16 protein-coding genes are annotated in these 16,790 nt (G+C 52.6%); 2 read left to right on the top strand and 14 right to left on the bottom strand.

Going from position 1 to position 16,790, the window contains the following annotated elements:
* Positions 1 to 15: 15 nt before the first annotated feature.
* The 10 genes from ACX1C1_RS11220 to ACX1C1_RS11175 form a co-directional block, all read right to left on the bottom strand.
* Positions 16 to 1,521, bottom strand: coding sequence for a phytoene desaturase family protein (locus ACX1C1_RS11220; RefSeq protein WP_458957155.1), 1,506 nt, complete (start codon positions 1,519 to 1,521; stop codon positions 16 to 18).
* On the bottom strand, positions 1,497 to 2,642 hold the full coding sequence (locus ACX1C1_RS11215) for a glycosyltransferase family 2 protein (protein WP_458957154.1): 1,146 nt from the start codon (positions 2,640 to 2,642) through the stop codon (positions 1,497 to 1,499). The genes ACX1C1_RS11220 and ACX1C1_RS11215 overlap by 25 nt, the downstream gene beginning before the upstream one ends.
* On the bottom strand, positions 2,618 to 3,379 hold the full coding sequence (locus ACX1C1_RS11210; RefSeq protein WP_458957153.1) for a lysophospholipid acyltransferase family protein: 762 nt from the start codon (positions 3,377 to 3,379) through the stop codon (positions 2,618 to 2,620). The genes ACX1C1_RS11215 and ACX1C1_RS11210 overlap by 25 nt, the downstream gene beginning before the upstream one ends.
* Entirely contained in the window at positions 3,324 to 4,073 is a 750-nt protein-coding gene (locus ACX1C1_RS11205; RefSeq protein ID WP_458957152.1) for a carotenoid biosynthesis protein, read from the bottom strand. Before ACX1C1_RS11205 ends, ACX1C1_RS11210 begins: the two co-directional genes overlap by 56 nt.
* Entirely contained in the window at positions 4,070 to 4,948 is an 879-nt protein-coding gene (locus tag ACX1C1_RS11200; protein ID WP_458957151.1) for a phytoene/squalene synthase family protein, read from the bottom strand. The genes ACX1C1_RS11205 and ACX1C1_RS11200 overlap by 4 nt, the downstream gene beginning before the upstream one ends.
* Complete coding sequence (locus ACX1C1_RS11195; protein ID WP_458957150.1) at positions 4,881 to 6,401, bottom strand: phytoene desaturase family protein; 1,521 nt, start codon at positions 6,399 to 6,401, stop codon at positions 4,881 to 4,883. The genes ACX1C1_RS11200 and ACX1C1_RS11195 overlap by 68 nt, the downstream gene beginning before the upstream one ends.
* A complete protein-coding gene (locus ACX1C1_RS11190) occupies positions 6,398 to 7,948 on the bottom strand; it encodes a phytoene desaturase family protein (protein ID WP_458957149.1) in 1,551 nt (516 codons plus the stop codon). The genes ACX1C1_RS11195 and ACX1C1_RS11190 overlap by 4 nt, the downstream gene beginning before the upstream one ends.
* 161 nt (positions 7,949 to 8,109) lie before the next feature.
* Complete coding sequence (locus tag ACX1C1_RS11185; protein ID WP_458957661.1) at positions 8,110 to 9,012, bottom strand: MerR family transcriptional regulator; 903 nt, start codon at positions 9,010 to 9,012, stop codon at positions 8,110 to 8,112.
* A 25-nt stretch (positions 9,013 to 9,037) separates the two neighbouring features.
* Positions 9,038 to 9,538 (bottom strand): glycosyl-4,4'-diaponeurosporenoate acyltransferase CrtO family protein, encoded by a 501-nt coding sequence (locus ACX1C1_RS11180; RefSeq protein WP_458957148.1) that lies wholly within the window; start codon positions 9,536 to 9,538, stop codon positions 9,038 to 9,040.
* On the bottom strand, positions 9,535 to 10,692 hold the full coding sequence (locus tag ACX1C1_RS11175; RefSeq protein ID WP_458957147.1) for a glycosyltransferase family 2 protein: 1,158 nt from the start codon (positions 10,690 to 10,692) through the stop codon (positions 9,535 to 9,537). Before ACX1C1_RS11175 ends, ACX1C1_RS11180 begins: the two co-directional genes overlap by 4 nt.
* A gap of 242 nt (positions 10,693 to 10,934) precedes the next feature.
* Between ACX1C1_RS11175 and ACX1C1_RS11170 the strand changes: the two genes are divergently transcribed.
* On the top strand, positions 10,935 to 12,440 hold the full coding sequence (locus ACX1C1_RS11170) for a phytoene desaturase family protein (protein WP_458957146.1): 1,506 nt from the start codon (positions 10,935 to 10,937) through the stop codon (positions 12,438 to 12,440).
* A 189-nt stretch (positions 12,441 to 12,629) separates the two neighbouring features.
* Here the strand turns inward: ACX1C1_RS11170 and ACX1C1_RS11165 are convergent, their stop codons facing one another.
* The 4 genes from ACX1C1_RS11165 to ACX1C1_RS11150 form a co-directional block, all read right to left on the bottom strand.
* Positions 12,630 to 13,433, bottom strand: a complete 804-nt coding sequence (locus ACX1C1_RS11165; RefSeq protein ID WP_458957145.1) for a sugar phosphate isomerase/epimerase family protein — start codon at positions 13,431 to 13,433, stop codon at positions 12,630 to 12,632.
* 17 nt (positions 13,434 to 13,450) lie between these two features.
* Positions 13,451 to 14,296: a helix-turn-helix transcriptional regulator gene (locus ACX1C1_RS11160; RefSeq protein ID WP_458957144.1), complete on the bottom strand. Its 846-nt coding sequence runs from the start codon at positions 14,294 to 14,296 to the stop codon at positions 13,451 to 13,453.
* 37 nt (positions 14,297 to 14,333) lie between these two features.
* Positions 14,334 to 15,071, bottom strand: a complete 738-nt coding sequence (locus ACX1C1_RS11155) for a phytanoyl-CoA dioxygenase family protein (protein WP_458957143.1) — start codon at positions 15,069 to 15,071, stop codon at positions 14,334 to 14,336.
* A gap of 208 nt (positions 15,072 to 15,279) precedes the next feature.
* On the bottom strand, positions 15,280 to 15,963 hold the full coding sequence (locus tag ACX1C1_RS11150; RefSeq protein WP_458957142.1) for a glycoside hydrolase family 88 protein: 684 nt from the start codon (positions 15,961 to 15,963) through the stop codon (positions 15,280 to 15,282).
* Here ACX1C1_RS11150 and ACX1C1_RS11145 point away from each other — a divergent pair.
* Positions 15,944 to 16,429: a hypothetical protein gene (locus ACX1C1_RS11145; RefSeq protein ID WP_458957141.1), complete on the top strand. Its 486-nt coding sequence runs from the start codon at positions 15,944 to 15,946 to the stop codon at positions 16,427 to 16,429. The genes ACX1C1_RS11150 and ACX1C1_RS11145 overlap by 20 nt on opposite strands.
* Positions 16,430 to 16,790: the final 361 nt, after the last annotated feature.

Here is a 16,790-nt window from a genome sequence, read left to right as displayed (position 1 = left end):
GCTGTAGAAATCCACTCACGCTTTCCTTGCAATCTCTTCCGCTACCAACAGCCCCGACAGCGTAACAAGCGGAGTACCGCCGCCAGGATGCGTCGTGCCGCCTACAAACCAGAGTCCTTTAAGATCACCCCGGTTCGACGGCCGAAAGAACGTTTGCTTGGCCGAGTTGGAGGAAATGCCGTAAATCGCGCCTCGGTAAGCCGAGGTGTCTTTCCTCAGCTGCTCCGGCGAATAAGTCAAATTGAATTCAAGCTTGTCCCTCAAGTCTCGAAGACCGCGGCGTTCAAGCGTCCGAAGAAGGCGCTCCGCATAAGCCTCCGCGCCTCCTTCCCATGCTTGGTCTCCACTAGCTGTAGTATACGGAGCGTTGGCAAGAATGAATAAGTTGCTCCCGCCTTCCGGCGACATGTCCGGCTCTGAGTATCCGGAATGGCAGACGTAGATTGCGGGATCGTGAGGCGGAATATGCCGCTCGAAAATATCCTCGAATTCTTGACCGTAAACCTCGGGGAAAAATACGGTGTGCTGCAGAAGCAGGTCGTCGTATCTGCTTCGCGTTCCCGCAAGCACAACAAAGCCGGATAGGGATGGCTCCAGCGCCTGGATTGTCCGCTCCGGCAATGAAGGACGCTGATCCGTTGTCAGCAGCTCGCTCGCGATCGACAGCACATCACCGTTGGCTACGACAACATCCGCATCAATCTCTCCCTCTGCAGTGCTGACTCCGACAACCTTTCTGCCGCTCGATCGAATGGACGTCACTTTAAGCCCATAACGAATGTCTACCCCAAGCTCCAGCGCCAGTCTTCGAAACGCCTCTACGAGTCCATAGGTGCCGCCCTTTACATGATAGACACCAAGCTGCTGCTCCAGATGGGGAAGCATCGCGAAGATAGCCGGTGCGAAATAGGGAGATGAGCCTACGTATGTGGCATATCTGCCAAACATCGCCAATGTGTTAGGATGATGAAAATATCGACGAAGCAAGCGATGAAGCGATACGAACGGCCTTACGCGGAGCAGCCCGACAAGCAGGCGCGGATCCGCTTTGCTCCTCCAATCCGTAAGCAGCTTATTCAGAAATAAGCGATCCGAAATCTCATACAGCTCCCTGGATTCCTCCATAAAGGACCGAAACGCCATTGCATCCTCTGGGCTGAACACAGCGATTTGCTCCTCCATCGCGTTCCAGTCGCTTGAGAAATCGACCACGTTCCCGTCAGCAAACACGTTTCTCGTGCCTGGCTCCAGTCGGATCAGCTCAATATAATCCTCCATCCTTCTTCCAGCAGCAGCAAATACACGCTCGAAAGCATGGGGCATCGTAATGGTGCTTGGTCCGCGATCGAACCGGTATCCCGCCGCCTCGATCCGCTGAAGCTTGCCGCCCGCGCTTGGCTGCTGCTCGACCACGGTAACTCGGTAACCCAGAGAGGATAGTCGAATAGCGGCGGCTAATCCGCCGAGACCGGCGCCTATGACAACGACTTTTCTCATCAGGAATAGGTCCTCTCCTTCCATACGTAGCCTCCCGGCTTTCCCGAAGCCCTCCAGGAGGCAATGGCGATCGCGCATAATGCAGCAATGCTTGCCGGCAGCAGCAAGGAAAGCCAGATTGGCTGCCCATTCTTCACGTCGATGAACGCCTTAATGGCGATGCCAAGCAGCCAACATGCGACCGCAGGCAGAGTCCAATCGGCGATTATTGCTGCCGTCCCCGCAAACACTCTGAGACCGGAGACCAACACGGCGAGGAAGGGCGCAAGATACAAAGTCATGTACATGGCTACGACGCTTAACAGAAGGATTCGGCTGCGTCCTAATCCCTCAAACATATTTTTTTTGTAGCCGTCCCATACTTCGCGCGCGTTGCCGTACATTCGCATCGTTACGAGCTTCCTTACATCCGCAAGCGTTAGCGGCTCGCCTGCCTCCTTCATGGCTTTCGCCAAGCGGACATCATCGACGAGATGCCCTCGACTCGCGGCATGCCCGCCCGCTTTGCGGTAGCTGTCGCGGTGGACAAGCACAAATGCGCCGTGCGCGGCCGCGAATCGAGCATCCTTGGCGTGGCGAACGAGCCGAATGGGCAGATGGCAGGCGATGGTGAACATCATCATAGGCACGACGAGCTTCTCCAGCCAGGTCAACGTCATCTGCTGCGGAAAGCCCGTAAGCATCCCCTTGCCTTGACGTACAGCGCTCGCTAATACGGAAGCTATCGCGCCACGCTGCAGACGAGCATCCGCATCCAGAAACAGCAGCCATTCGCCGGCGGCCTCCTCCGACAACTGATGACAGGCGTGCGACTTGCCCGTCCAGCCCGCGGGAAGCTCTTTGCCCTGCAACAGCTTTATTCTGTGGTCGGATGCGGCCGCCCGCTTCACGAGTTCGGCTGTTCCATCGGTCGACCGGTCGTCTAGCACCAATATCTCCATATGCGTATGTGGTTCGCGGGACACGGATTGCAAACAAGCTGCGATGCGGCACTCTTCGTTGCGGGCCGGAATAAGCACCGATAAGCGGATATCCCCCGCTGCCTCCTTGGACTCGGCAACCTTTGGCAGCTGGGACAAATTCCATAACACGAACAGCAACTGCGCGGAGAGAAGGCATGCTACGAACCCAAAAAAGAAAACCATCTTCCCATCCTCCTCTTAAACCCATCAAAACGTTCGCTGGTCGAGCCGCTCCCTCTAAGAATAACGCGGTACCCGTCCATGACGGCTCCATCGGACACGATGGAAGAAGCCCGGTGCTCGTCAAGCTGAGACTCCAGCACGGCTCGAAGCTTCTCCGTAGTGCTTCTTCTCCCCATACCTGCCCAATCCTCCGAATACTCCTCGCCGAAGCATAACGTAGCGACCGCTTTCTGCTCTGCGCCTAACGCATAATAGGCGGTAACAGGCTTCACGACGGCGTTGCCGCATCGATCCAGCAAGTAGCCCGCCCCCGACTGCAAGCGGAGTGGACGAGCCTCCAAATGACGAATGTCGCCTTGCGGGAACAGCCATACATTGTGCCCCCCCTTAAGCAGTCCTTCCGCATAACGCAGCGACTCAGCCATGCCCCTCAAGGTTGTTTTGTCCACCGAAAATGCTCCCAATTTACGAAAAAAACGAAACTTCGCCATTTGCTTCTCATCCATCATCATATAATGCTCACGGCCTGGTGCGGATAGCTGCGTAATCGCATGGCATACAATCATGCCGTCCCACCACGAGCTGTGATTCATAATATATAGAACAGGAGCGCCCGATGATTGTGCATCTATCGTTCCCTTGACCGCCAATGTATGGAGATGTTTAGGAAGCAGATGCCTTTTATTGTATAAGCCGAACAGGGTGATGAACCGTTCGCTTCGATCTGGCGTGATCAAATCTCAGCACTCCTTCCGCAGCAACAGCGCTAGCGACGGCAATCAGCAGCGGAACAGAAAGTCCCTCCTTCAGCCCCAGCAAACCGAACATAAGCAGCATCGTCTGCAGCAATCTCACGGCTCTTCGGCGAACGGGATACGGCACAACCCGAACCGGGAAGGCGAATGACATCACGAAAGCGATGACGAACCAGCTGACGAAATTAACAACCGGCACTCCGAAGAACCCTCCTTCGTGCTCCCAACGCCAGAAATCTCTGGCGTATGCAACAGGATCCAGTACCAGGTCGAATGCCAGCACCCATAAACCGGTCATAAAGGCGCGTCCCAAGCGGGAGGCCTGCTCCGCAACCAGCATCACATTGAGGATAACACCGACCCAGGCGCATGCTATGGAGAGGGGCACGCCGCCAGCCGCAAAACCAAGCACCGGTGTATAGACGTATTCTCCGAAAGGCCATCCCGTTGAGACGCCTATATACTCAATGAGAAACGTCGCTCCAGCGACGACGGCAGCTCGCATCAGCCTTCTGCCGCGAGGCTCTCCAAGCCCCGCTTCGACCTCCAGCGCATAAACGGAGTAGAACAACAGAAACAGGCCGTTCGAGAAAGCCAGCCACTCGGGAACGCCAGACGTCAGCATCAGCAGGAGTCCCACGGCATACCAGAACCAGAACACATAACGAATGCTCATAGTGCCGATGCGGTCCCGCCAGGATCCGAGCTTGCAAGCTCGCCATATTTGCGCTTCATAACATGATACATTCTAAGCTTGGCAAGAGAGCCCACGTATGCCCGCTTCCGGTACACGTCATAGTCCATTGCTTTCACTTCGTCCAGAATCGCCTCGTAATATCTCGACGCCAGCTCCACGGAGAAGCCGCTGCTCAGCGGATACGTTTCGATGCCGCGCAGTCCCTGTTCAAACCACTCCCTTGCGAGCTGCTCCAGCCTTTCAATGAGCGCTCGGAAGGCATCGTTCACCTCGCCTCGCTCGAATTCGTCAAGTGTATAACCGGACATCTTCATCCATTGCAGCGGTACATAACGTCTGTTCCGCCCTCTGTCTTCGCCGATATCCCTGACAATGTTGACAATCTGCATCGCTTTGCCTAGCGATATGCCTGCCTCCGAGATGCTGCGGTCCGGCGCATCATGCAGAACCGGCAGCAGCATCTCGCCAACCGTACCCGCCACAAGATAACAATACTGTTCCAATTGCTCCATCGTATCGTAATGCGTAAGCACCAAATCCTTGCGCTGCCCCTCCATCTGACGGAAGAAAGGCTCCTTGGCTACCGGGAATTGTTCGAACAGCCACCGTAAAGCGGGCCAAATGAAATGCCCAGAGGCCGTTTCCAAAGCTGCAAAACGTTCCTCCAGCTCGTCGATGGTATATGGCGAACGATCGAGCTCATCTACGGAATCGTCAATCAGCCTGCAGAATGCATAGATGACGTAAACAGCTTCCTTCCTTGGGCTGGGCAAATATCCGAACGCTTTATGGAACGTGGACGATCCTTGACGGATCATCTTCTCGCAGCTCACGAGATAGTCGGCTATGACCATACGAACAACTCTCCTTTATCAATTGGTTTGCCAGCAGCTTGGCGCCTTGCATGACGATCGGAATGCCTCCGCCGGGATGAACCGAGGCGCCGACCGCGAATAAACCTTTAATCTCGTCATAAGGTACAATCTGAGGACGGAAGACTGCGGATTGCTGGAGCGTCGGCGCGATGCCGAAGCTGCCGCCTTGGTATAATCCGTCCGCAGCGGCGTCTTCCGGTGTCCGAATCGACTGCCAGCGGACAGCTTCGCGAAGCCCGGGGAACGCCCTGCGCTCGGCATCTTCAAGTACACGGTCCGCAAGAGCCGGCGCTTCCTGCTTCCAGTCCGTATCATGGCCTGCTGGAGATGGAATCAAGATATACATAACGCTTTCCCCTTGTGGCGCCGCATCCGGATCGATGGCCGTTGGATAAAAGATATAATAGGATGGCTCACTTGGCGGCTTGCCGCTTGCGGCCATTTCGCGAAGCCCGTCAGACAGCGATGCAGGCAGTAAAAACTGATGCGCCGCCGCTTCGCTGTATCGTTTATCAAGACCCAAATAAATCAGCACACAACCAGTGGAGGGCGTATATACCTTTGCCTGTGCCCTCCTCCGAATCGGCAGCAGCGCTTGCAAATGGGGAAAATCACCGTTATAGACCACGGAATCGAAAGCTTCCTCGTATCCATCGAAGGTAACGCCGACGCAGCGCCCTCCGCTCACAATCAGGCTGTCCACGTTTGCATTCGTGCGGATGACCACACCCCTGCGTTCCAGCTCCTCTTGCATAACCGCCACGAGCGAAGCATAACCGCCCTTCAAATACCAGACGCCGAACTCATGCTCCGCAAAGGGCAGCAGCGTATACAACGCAGGGGTCCGAGACGGCACCCCGCCGATATACAACGTCTGCAAAGAGTACGCGTCGATCAGCCGCTCATCCTGGAAATATCGGGACGCATAATGTCTGGCGCTGCTATACGCTTTGAACTTATATAGCAAGGACAGGTTGCTCCATGTATAGAAATCCGTTTTGCGTGTGAAAGCACGGTCCAGAAACGCCTGCTTCCCTTGCTGGAACAGCGGCCTTGTATCTCGCATATATCGCCTGTAACCATCCGCTTCGCCCGGGAAAAGCCGCTCCACCTCCTCCGCCATCATGTCCTCGTTTCGGTGCTTGTGCAGCACTAATCCGTCGGCATAATGAATGCGATACATAGGATCGCACGGGAGAAGCGGCAGCCGGGATCGCTCGATGCCCGCCTCCTCCAGAATGTCCAGCAGCATATCGGGCAGCAAAACGATGGTCGGCCCTTGATCTATTCTATAGCCCTGTCCTTCTTGAAATGCCAAGCGACCGCCGAGCTTGTCGGATCGCTCGTAGATCGTCACGGGCAAACCTTGACGGCTCAGCAGAAGCGCCGAAGTCAACGCGCCTATCCCACCTCCTACGAATGCCGTTCTCATAGGATCGCCCCCTTCTCCCGCTTAAGCCTGCCAAGCCCGAAGCCCTTACCCGCGCTAAGCGCTTCCTTGCGGTCTTGCTCCATAAGAAGACCTACGCTGATGCGAGCGGATTCAAATATCGTCGGTAGTCCGCTCCCCGGATGTGTCCCGCCCCCGACGAGCCAGCAATTGGCTGCTTCCTGGAACCGGTTATGCGGCCTGAGCATCATCATTTGATCCAGCGTATGGGCAAGATTAAAGGTTGCACCTTGATATACACCAAATGCATCTCGCCATCCCAGAGGCGTTAAGGCCGCTTCCTCTTCAATATCGCAAGAGAGCCCCTTAAGCTCCGGCAAACTCTCCAGCTTCTGCAGCATAATGGATCGCGCTTCCTCCACACGCTCCTCCCACGACACCGATCCCGTCAGGTTGGGCACCGGCATGAGAGCGTACAGCGCGCTCTTCCCTCTGGGAGCTAGCGTGGGATCGGTTGCGCCAGGATGGTGGAGGTATACCGAAGCGTCCTGAGACAACGTCTTGTCGGTCATCATTTCTTGGACATTGCGGCGATAGTCGTCCGCAAATAGAATATTATGCTGAGGCAGCGACAACTCCCTGTTCACGCCAAGATAAAGCATATATGTGGAGCAAGAGTATTTCTTGGCAGCCAGCTTCTCCGGCGTATATTTCTTCAATTGCCCTGGCTCAAAAAGCGAATTCATCGCCGTTGCGAAATCAGCGTTGATGACCACATGGTCGTAGCCGTATCGCTCCCCGTTCTCAAGCTCGACGCCGACGGCCTTGCCGTCTCTAGTCACTACTCGCCGCACACCGGCGGAAGTATGTATGCTGCCGCCAAAGCTGCGAACGACTTCGGCCATCGCTTCGCAGAGCCGATTGACGCCGCCGACGGGATGAAACAACCCGAATTCATGCTCCAAATAAGAGAGCATCGTAAACGTCCCGGGGCACTCCCATGGGGACATGCCCAAATATTTGGCCTGGAACGTAAACGCGTATATTAATCTTTCATCATTGAAATAGCGGGACAGACGGTTATACAGATTGTCCGTCGCATGAAGCTTCGGCAGCGCCGCGAACACCTCTCGCGTCAAATAATCGGAAGGCTTGGCGAAGGGACGCTGAAGCAGCGGCGATACTCGCCTGAACTTCTCCCCTTCCTCCTTCATAAACCGGACATAACCGGCTGCATTGCCCGGGAACAGCTCATCGATCCGCGCCGCCATCTCCTCCCTGTCCGTGGTCGGATAGAAATCGGTATCCCCGAACCGAAGACGATATAACGGATCAAGGCGCTTCAGCTCCACATAATCGTAAAGCGATCGTCCGACGCTCTGGAATAGCTCTTCCAGCAGATGCGGCATCATAAAAAACGTAGGTCCCCGGTCGAATGTATATGCGCCAAGCTGAAGCTGTGAAGTACGTCCGCCTATAAACGGTTGCTTCTCATATACAGTCACATCGTATCCCTGACCGCTCAACAGCATAGCTGCCGCAAGTCCTCCCGGCCCAGCACCGATGACGGCGACTTTGCTTTTGCTCATCTTATGCCCTCCATCCCCAAACGTTATACAAACATTATACAAAATGAATAATAGCATCGCAAGAGTTGTATAAGCTTGTGGCATAAAGAGCAGCGAAATACTCGCAATAAAAGAAGGATGATATGCTGTTAATCTATTGCTGATCAGTTGTTATTCTGTTACTACGCGTTGCTTATAAGCTTCCGATCCAGCCAATCCTCCCATTTCTCCATAGAAGGCGGCAGCAGCCAGGACGAATAAGGCTCGGACACGCCTTCAAAGCCATATCCGCCTAACACGATTTCGAGACTTGTCAGCCCGTTAACCAATCGATCGATAAAAGCAACCGTCCCCTCCTGCAGCTTTTTGTCCGTAAGCGATAGGCAGACAAGGTCGATGTTTTGCGAGGAAAGAATAGAGCGGAGGCCATCCTCCGGCGTATCGGGACCTAGATAGAGCACCTCCAGGCCTCTCTTGCGCAAAAACAATGAAAACATAAGCAGTCCTGCATGATGTTGTTCGCCCGGCGGACAGAAGGACAAAGCCTTAGGCAGAGCCGGATTGACCGGAAACACGTTAAAAAATCGAAAGCAATGCTGGATAACAAATTGCGTGACATAATGCTCCTGCGCAACCGACACCAAGCCTTGCTCCCAGGCATCTCCCACGCGAACCATGAGATGGACGAGCACCTTGTATACCATGGCCTCATACCCGAACATCGTAAAACCGAGCTCCACATGATCATGTGCTTCCTCCGTCCTGAAACGGATCAACAGATGGTACAAAGAATCCAAATGCTCTTGATGCCCCTCCGTTAACGACGGCTGATCACGATACCCGGTATCCGCAGGAGCGGAAACGCCTCGTCGATTCCGATGCTGCTCCAGCAGCTGAACAGCCTGCCTGATGGAAAGGCCCTTATGATCGATTTGATCCTTAAGCCACTTCAGCTCCTCTACCTGCACAGAACCGTAAAGACGATATCCGGATTCGGTGCGAACAGGAACGACGGCTTGATAACGATTCTCCCAGGCTCTAATTGTGACAGCCGGAATGCCCAGCAGATCGGACACTTGTTTGATTGTGTACAGATTCCATCACTTCTCTCTATTCTGAAAGTAAACGGCGAATGTGTTGCAGTCTATAGCGGTTATACCGAAGCACCGCGATAAATGGCGCATTGATTACAAAGGCGTAGAGGATCATGATCCAGCCGATAAGATATTCATTCCACATAAAAAAGAGTGGCGCCGGCAGCATCGCGCACCAGTGATTCCATTCTCCACGTCTCGTCTCGGCAGCGAATTTCCCCAAGTATTGTGGCGTGCGGGACTGCAGACGTTTCTTCGCGAAACCTCCCTTGAATAAACCGCCGCCATCCGGCAGCTTATCCTTCCAGAAGCGAATCCGAAGCGTTCGTTCGTAGAATCGAAATTCAGCATCCGTTACGTCCGGCCGTGTTCTAGTCCCGTTCGACGATCTCCCGAGCTCAGGCTCAAACCAATGAGCCGGCAATCTAGTGAACAGATAGGACAAACCAAGCTGAATCATAAGCCAGCCCCCCGCATTCGCAAGCCAAATACCGTATTCAGGAAGGCTGATTATCACGAGGAATCACCGCTCCCTATCCGGATGGACCGTCCTTTCCACGACACCTTGCGAAGAAGATAAATGGATATCCATGAATATACGAACAGCAGCAAATAGAAGGCAAGCGGGATGGGGTACAACCACGCCGTAAGCGGCTTAAATCCTCCGATCCTACCAAGCCACCCCGTTAGGAGAATGGCATAAACCAGATACAACGCAGCCGCAATCCCAGCCTCCAGGCTCCATCCTGCACCGATATGACTCATTAGCATACTGACGTTTGTTACGGCCCCTGTTATCCAAAGTACTGCTCCCATGAGTCGAAAGATACTCGTATTGGCAGCTCCGGCGGCGAACCCCTTGGCCCAGCCGTTCGTCAGCGCCTTGAGCCCCTCCGGATACATCCGGAACGTGACGGCAGACGCACCAAGCATATTACGGACAGATAAGCCAAGGGACGAGGCTCGCCGACAAAGCTCATGATGCTCCAGCAGGAAACCGCAAATTGCACGATGACCGCCTACACGAACATACTGATCCTTGGCTATTATTAGACAAGGGCCAAAGCCGCCTTGCTGCCGACGTCCATCCTTCTGCATATTCAGAAACTGCGCGTTCCCTGCTCCCACTGCCATCACTACAATTAGGTTAAAAAAAGCGGATAGCTGCTCGTACGGCTTCACCATGTTGTGATAGGGCTGCACAGTCATGATACCGGGAACCGGAGAAGTCAGGAACTCCGTCATGAGCAGCTGCAGTCCTTCTTCCTCCATGCAGGTGTCTGCATCCAGAAAAACAAGTATATCTCCTTTCGCCGCATTCGCCCCGTTCCAGCAGGCCCAGCATTTTCCTCTCCAGCCTGCGGGGAGCTCACCGGGTCGAAGCACCTTGGCTCCCATCCGACTTGCCAGCTCTGCGGTTCGATCAACCGACCCGTCGTCCACCACAATGATTTCTTCCGGTTGCCTGGATTGACGGCGCAGCGAATCCAGCAGTCGCGGAAGATTCATCTCTTCATTCCGCGCGGGAATGATGACGGTTATGGGGCGATTCCCATACGAAGTTCCCTGTAATCCACCTTCGCTGTGGGAACCGCGCTTCCTGAACGCTCGAATCAGCAGCATCCCGCTCAATATGCCCAACAAAGCAAATACAGCTTGAAGCTCCATCATGATCCGCCCCTCATCTAGCACTTTATTCTATCAGTATCGCCAGCTTACAAAATGTGTAGACGCTTCAGCCGCACCGGTCTCAAACTACGCTAGAATAAAATTTTGAGCAAAATATGTTTAAAAGTTTCAAAGAGCAGTTATAACTTTTAAGAAGAAGACTAAACCTTATACACAAAGACTAGAATAAATATAATTTTGTATAAGGTTAGGCATAATGTCAACTCATATAAAGGTGGATGAGGATGAGAAAAAAAATAGTCGTTGTAGGCGGAGGTTTAGGCGGCCTATCCGCAGCTATACGGCTAGCTGCCGACGGACACCAGGTAACGGTGCTGGAGAAAAATGAACGAGCCGGAGGGAAACTGAATGTTCGATCAGGAGCAGGCTATCATTTCGACACGGGGCCTTCCATCCTGACCATGCCATGGGTGCTGGAGCAGCTCTTCGCGAGCGCGGGGCGAGACGTACACGATTATATGACGTTCCTGCGTGTTGAGCCGCAATGGCGTACGTTCTTTGAGGATGAGACCTCTCTCGACGTGTCCGGCGATCTTCCAGCCATGCTGGAGCAGCTCAAATCCGTTTCGCCACAGGATGCGCGCAATTTCTTATCGTATTTAAGCGAATGTCAGAACATGTACGAGATGAGCAACAAAAGCTTCTACAGCCGCAGCTTAAATGGATTAGGCGATTTGAGATCCCATCACACGTTGAGAGAGCTGCTTGCCATGGACCCTATGCGCTCGATGAACCAAACAACCTCCAAGCATTTCCGCAACAAGCAATTGCGCCAAATATTCGATTTCTTCATCATGTATATCGGTTCCTCGCCTTACGCCGCACCGGCCGTATTGTCCCAATTGATTTATGTCCAGCTCGGCCTCGGCATCTATTATGTCGAAGGGGGCATGTACAAGATCGCCGAGGGGATGCTAAGGCTGCTGAGCGAGCTTGGCGTAGAGGTGCTGAACAGCAGCGAGGTCGAAGCGGTGCTTCATGCTGGAGGACATGCGACGGGCGTCAAGCTTACAAACGGCTCCGTGCTCAGCACCGATGTCGTTGTCTCCAATCTGGAAGCCATACCTGCCCATGACACCATTCTGAGCGACCACACAAGAGCGAAGGAATCGGTGGAGCGATTAAGCAAATATAAGCCAACTGTCTCAGGCCTGGTCCTTCTGTTAGGTGTAGACCAAACTTACGATCGGCTGCTGCATCACAACTTCTTCTTCTCGAAGAACCCGGAGAAGGAGTTTGACGATATTTTCGTCAAGGGCATTCCTACAGATGACCCTACCGTCTACATCGGGGTATCCAGCAAGTCCGATCCGACACAAGCTCCCGCTGGCAAGGAGAATCTATTTGTGCTGACCCATGTTCCGCCGCTTAAGGAAGGCGAAAGCTGGGAGGCTCTCAAAGAGGGTTACCGCGAGCTTGTGCTGGACAAGCTTGAGCGCATGGGGCTCCAGGGACTTCGTCAGCATATTGAATTTGAATATTCGTTCATTCCTGATGATCTGCGCCGTCTGTACGGCTCGAACGGCGGATCCATCTACGGCATTGTGACCGATCGCAAGCTGAATGGCGGCTTCAAGATCCCGAGCCGCAGCTCGCTGCTAAGCAACCTCTATTTCGTCGGCGGCTCCACCCACCCCGGCGGCGGCGTCCCCATGGTCACTCTCTCCGGACAATTGACCGCGGATCTCATTAATGAAGATCTGACAAGTGGAGCGACTTCAACAGGTTAGCTGAATAGACAGAAGAAGCGGCCGTTGGCCGCTTTTTCTGTTTGTTACTATAACGGATAGATGACTCACGTTTCAGGTAAGATACTCTGTGTTCGAGACGACCAAAAACCACTTCTGTCGAAGTGGTTTGCAATGCCAAGCCAGAGATTATGCAAGCTCGGGCTTATCGCTCCAGCTTACAGCTCCAGCTTACAGCTCCAGCTGTTGAAACTTTTGCTTCATCCAATCCGTTAGCCACTCGTTCACTTCCCATAAGTCGGCTATCGGATTGTTCGTAAATGGATCAGTGTGCATGTATCCGGGCGGACCGAACTCCGCTGTAAAGCTAGCGTTCACCCGCCCGCTCTCCTTCTGCTTGCGGAAGATATTCTGCCACCAGTTCAGGAACAAGCGAAGCTCCGCCTGGTAATATGGAGAAGCTGGATGCGGAATCTGAGGACCTTCGGGGTACCCGACCCGGCCATGGATATGGATTGTTCTGTCTATAGCCAAGGCGATGGCTTCCTCTTGATCTTCCAAGTGGGATTCGCAGACGTTCACCCAGTGGCTGAAGTCCGCTGTAATGCGCAGTTCCGGGAACTTCCGAAGCAGCCTGTACGTCGTCCAAGGTGTAAACATAGCCCTGCCTCGATGGGTTTCATGCCCGATCGGTATGTTCGACTTCTGCTCAACCAACAGCGCTTGCTCGTAGAAACGATCCTGATCGTCTTCGCTCATGCTGTCCTTAGCGGAATGAGCCACGATTTGTATCGGCTCGAATGTTGCCGCACGTTCGACAGACTGGGCGAACGAAGCGATATGGTCGCCATGAGTCACGATCTGCGCAATATATGATAAACCATAACGTTGCAAGGCTTGTCGGAACGCCTCTTCATCTTCTCTCGACGGTAATGGAGCTTCAATGCCATCGTAGCCAGCTGCGGATGCTTTCCTTAACTGATCTTCGTATGTGCCTTCCATTCCCCACAATGCTTTGTAGACATGCAGTTCCAACCCCAACAACTCCCCGCTTAACTTCCTTGCTTTCTGTATTCTCTCGGCGAACAGCCGAATTTCCGCTTGAATGTCCGGTCGAAATGAGGAATCGTATTGAATCCCGCCGCGAAACATACCTCCGTCACAGGCAGCTCACTGCTTCGAAGAAGAGCGGAAGCAAATTGCAATCGTCTCTCGTTCAAATATCCCTGAAAGGACAATCCCACTTGCTCGCGGAAGCATTCGCTGAAATAGTTGGCGGACAAGCCCGCGCAATTCGCCGCATCGGCGAGCGACACCGGTTCACGGAACCGATGCTGAATGTACAGCAGCGCTTTCCTAATGGACGGATTTATCGTTTCATGGTTTGCGGTTCGTTCGCGCTGACGCTTCGCTTCTAACTGCCTGACGAGCTGAACGACGATCCGTTCGAAGCAGCCTTGCACGACAATCTCGCTCCCGAATTTTCGATGCTGGGACTCCTCCCACAGAAGGGCGAATTCAGACTCCAGCTTACCGGCTTCTTCGGTATCGAATGTATGTACCAGCAGCTCGGAATGTCCGAAAAGAGTTTCGTAGATGACTGGACGCAGCAAGGAATCGTTAAAAATAAAATCGTATAACTCCACAGTCTCTCCCTCGTCGGGAACCAGTTCATGAAAATCGGCCGTTGTCAGTAAGAAGACCATGCCTGGCTGAAGGCGGTAGGTACGACCGTTGACAATATGACGGCCATAACCGGAAACGATACAGCCGATTTCAAAAAAGTCATGCCAGTGCGTGTCTACTTTGTTCGTTAAGCTTTGCTTGAAAATCCGAAAGGAGGAAGCGAACGATAAATAATTACTTTCCAACAGTCGCTCTGGCGATCCATTCATCATTCCTTCTTCCCCCCTTTCGATTTGTTCATTTATTCAATTATACATTCACGAACGAACTGCCCGCCAGATCCTTGCCTCTTGCCAGCCATACTTGATGTCCTGGATTTTTCTCCGGGATCACTTTGGCTTCCGTCGAGAAGTACCTCATCGTATAGCCGCAGCGGCGATAAGGACTCGTGTTAGGCGCCGCCCCGTGAATGATTCGGGAATCGTGCAACGAACATTCGCCTGACTCCAGCTCGAAGTATACGGCTTTCGATGCGTCAATTTGCTTGATTTCCGAATCGAAAATATTGTCTTTGCCATCTACCTCTTCGTATTCCGAGAATCCGCCGTTATGCGTACCTGGGATGACGCGCATGCAGCCATTCTCTTGTGAGCTGCGGTCGATCGCCAGCCATACTGTAACAATCTTGTCGAAGCTGCTGAGTCTTCCTTTCCAATACGCTGAATCCTCGTGCCACGGCGTCTGCTTGCCAATCAACGGTTCTTTGCAGATGAAATGGCTGGACCACAGCCCGATGTTGGGACCGATGATCGGCTCCACCAAGTCGAGCACTTCGTCACTCAGAAGAAACTTGAGCAGGCGCTCATCACGGAAGTGCGGCGTATCGAGCTCACTGTTCAGCTTCCTGCCGACAAGCTCCCACTGTTCTTCGAAGATGCCGCTGAGCTCCTTCATTTTGTCCGCTCCGAACAATTGCTTCTTATGAAGCATGTATCCGTTATCCTTGTAAAACTCCACTTTCTGCTGCGAAAGCATAACGTTTGTCATTTTCATTTCTCCTCCGTTAATAGGGTTGTTGTTGATAGTCCCATCTTAACGGAGAAGACGAGATGGTACCTCTCGTTCCTTCCGATAAAGTTGATTTATCTTCGGAACTTAAATGTGTTGATAGATCCGATACAGCAGCACCGCGACTTGGGCGCGTAATAGCCGGTATACATACGATGTCTTACCTGAATCGCGGCAAAAAAAGCCACTAGGCTCTATATATAGAGCCTAGCAGCTGACCTAACAGCCCCATCGTCATCTGCGAGATAACGCGATACCCCGAGCGCTGGAGCGCCTCGCCGTTCTTGTTGCTTTGTGCCGTACCGGTCATGAAGCCATCCGGCGTCAGGAAGCGCAGCAGTGAAGCCGTCGACTGCAGCCAATCACTCTCCGCGACAGGAGCAGGCAATCCTGCTCGCCGGGCAATCGCTACCGCGGCCATGATGCCCGCCGAAGCCGACGTATCGACGCCAGTGACTGGCTCGCCAACGAAGCAATCCCATAAACCATGCGATTCATTCCTTCCTCCTAGTGCCTGGCTCAGCGTTCTCTCCCACTCCGCCGTTATGCTCAGCCGCTGTTCTTCAAGCAGCAGGCCGCCGTCATGTAATTGCTCGTATGTGCGAGCGAGCCCTAGCAGATGCCAGGCGTACGCCCTTCCCCAATTTCGGAACGTACGCGTCCCGTCGTCTTGCCTTCTGAGACAGAGCGCACCGCCGTCCCACAACAGATCGCCGCGCAGCATAAGCTGCTTGAACGCCTGATCGGCTAACTCGCGATCCTGTCGTTGTCTCGCGATAACCGCCAGCGGATAAGCGATTGTGTAGCTTCCCTCGGCAGAAACTAGCCCTGTTAATGTAAGCGCGAATGAAGTGAATTCTGATAATATCAAAAAGGTAATGGAAGTAACGGGGATAACAGATACTAATGATTTTAAAGAGCTAGTACTTTCTTTTGCTGATGAGAATGGCTACTATAAGATTACTGCGATTAAAGATGATGATAGCAGTTATAGTTGGACAACTATAATTGGCACAGGCAACAGTATTTCAAGTGAGAAAAAAGCTAAAGTCAGCAATTTTAGTGAGAATTTCATTATGAATGATCTCGCCCACAATATAATTGAGTCTAATCAAGAGTCAATTAGTGAATATTATCTTACAAATATTATATTCGTAGAACCGCAAGAAGCAGTTCAACCAAGAGTACTTCCTCTAGTTGCACTTGGTATCTACGGTTTAATCACAACTGCAATTGAAGCAGCTATGGTAGGTAGCCTTGCTGTTGGAACTGTTGGTTTAGTTTCAGATGTTCTTAATGAAAATAGAGCAACTTCAAACATCAAGTTACCCAGCTGATACAACGCCAATAAATTTAGGTGAATGGACCGGTGTCCCAGCAGTTAACAGACAGAGAGAGCTTTCTTATACCAGATACAAGTACCAATACGACATTCAATTATATCAACAACACAGTAGATCAACTGAATATTTAGAAAATAACGGCAGGAGCGAAACTGAGCAACTTAAAAGGGAACAGAGATCTATAAACGCTTTGACAGAAGAGTGTTTTTATTAAGTCATACTACGCCAGTAAAAAATAAATCAGTCGTGCCATTTAAATAATTTGTATTACAATTGAGGCTCAAAACAGAAATCAGTGCTTGACGAAATAATTCACGGATGAAAATGGAAAAACATCTGCTAATCCTGTATTGTT

Source organism: Paenibacillus sp. strain BS8-2, assembly GCF_054483835.1.
The sequence above is the reverse complement of the archived record's forward strand: the minus strand, read 5'-3'. Positions and strand labels throughout refer to the sequence as shown.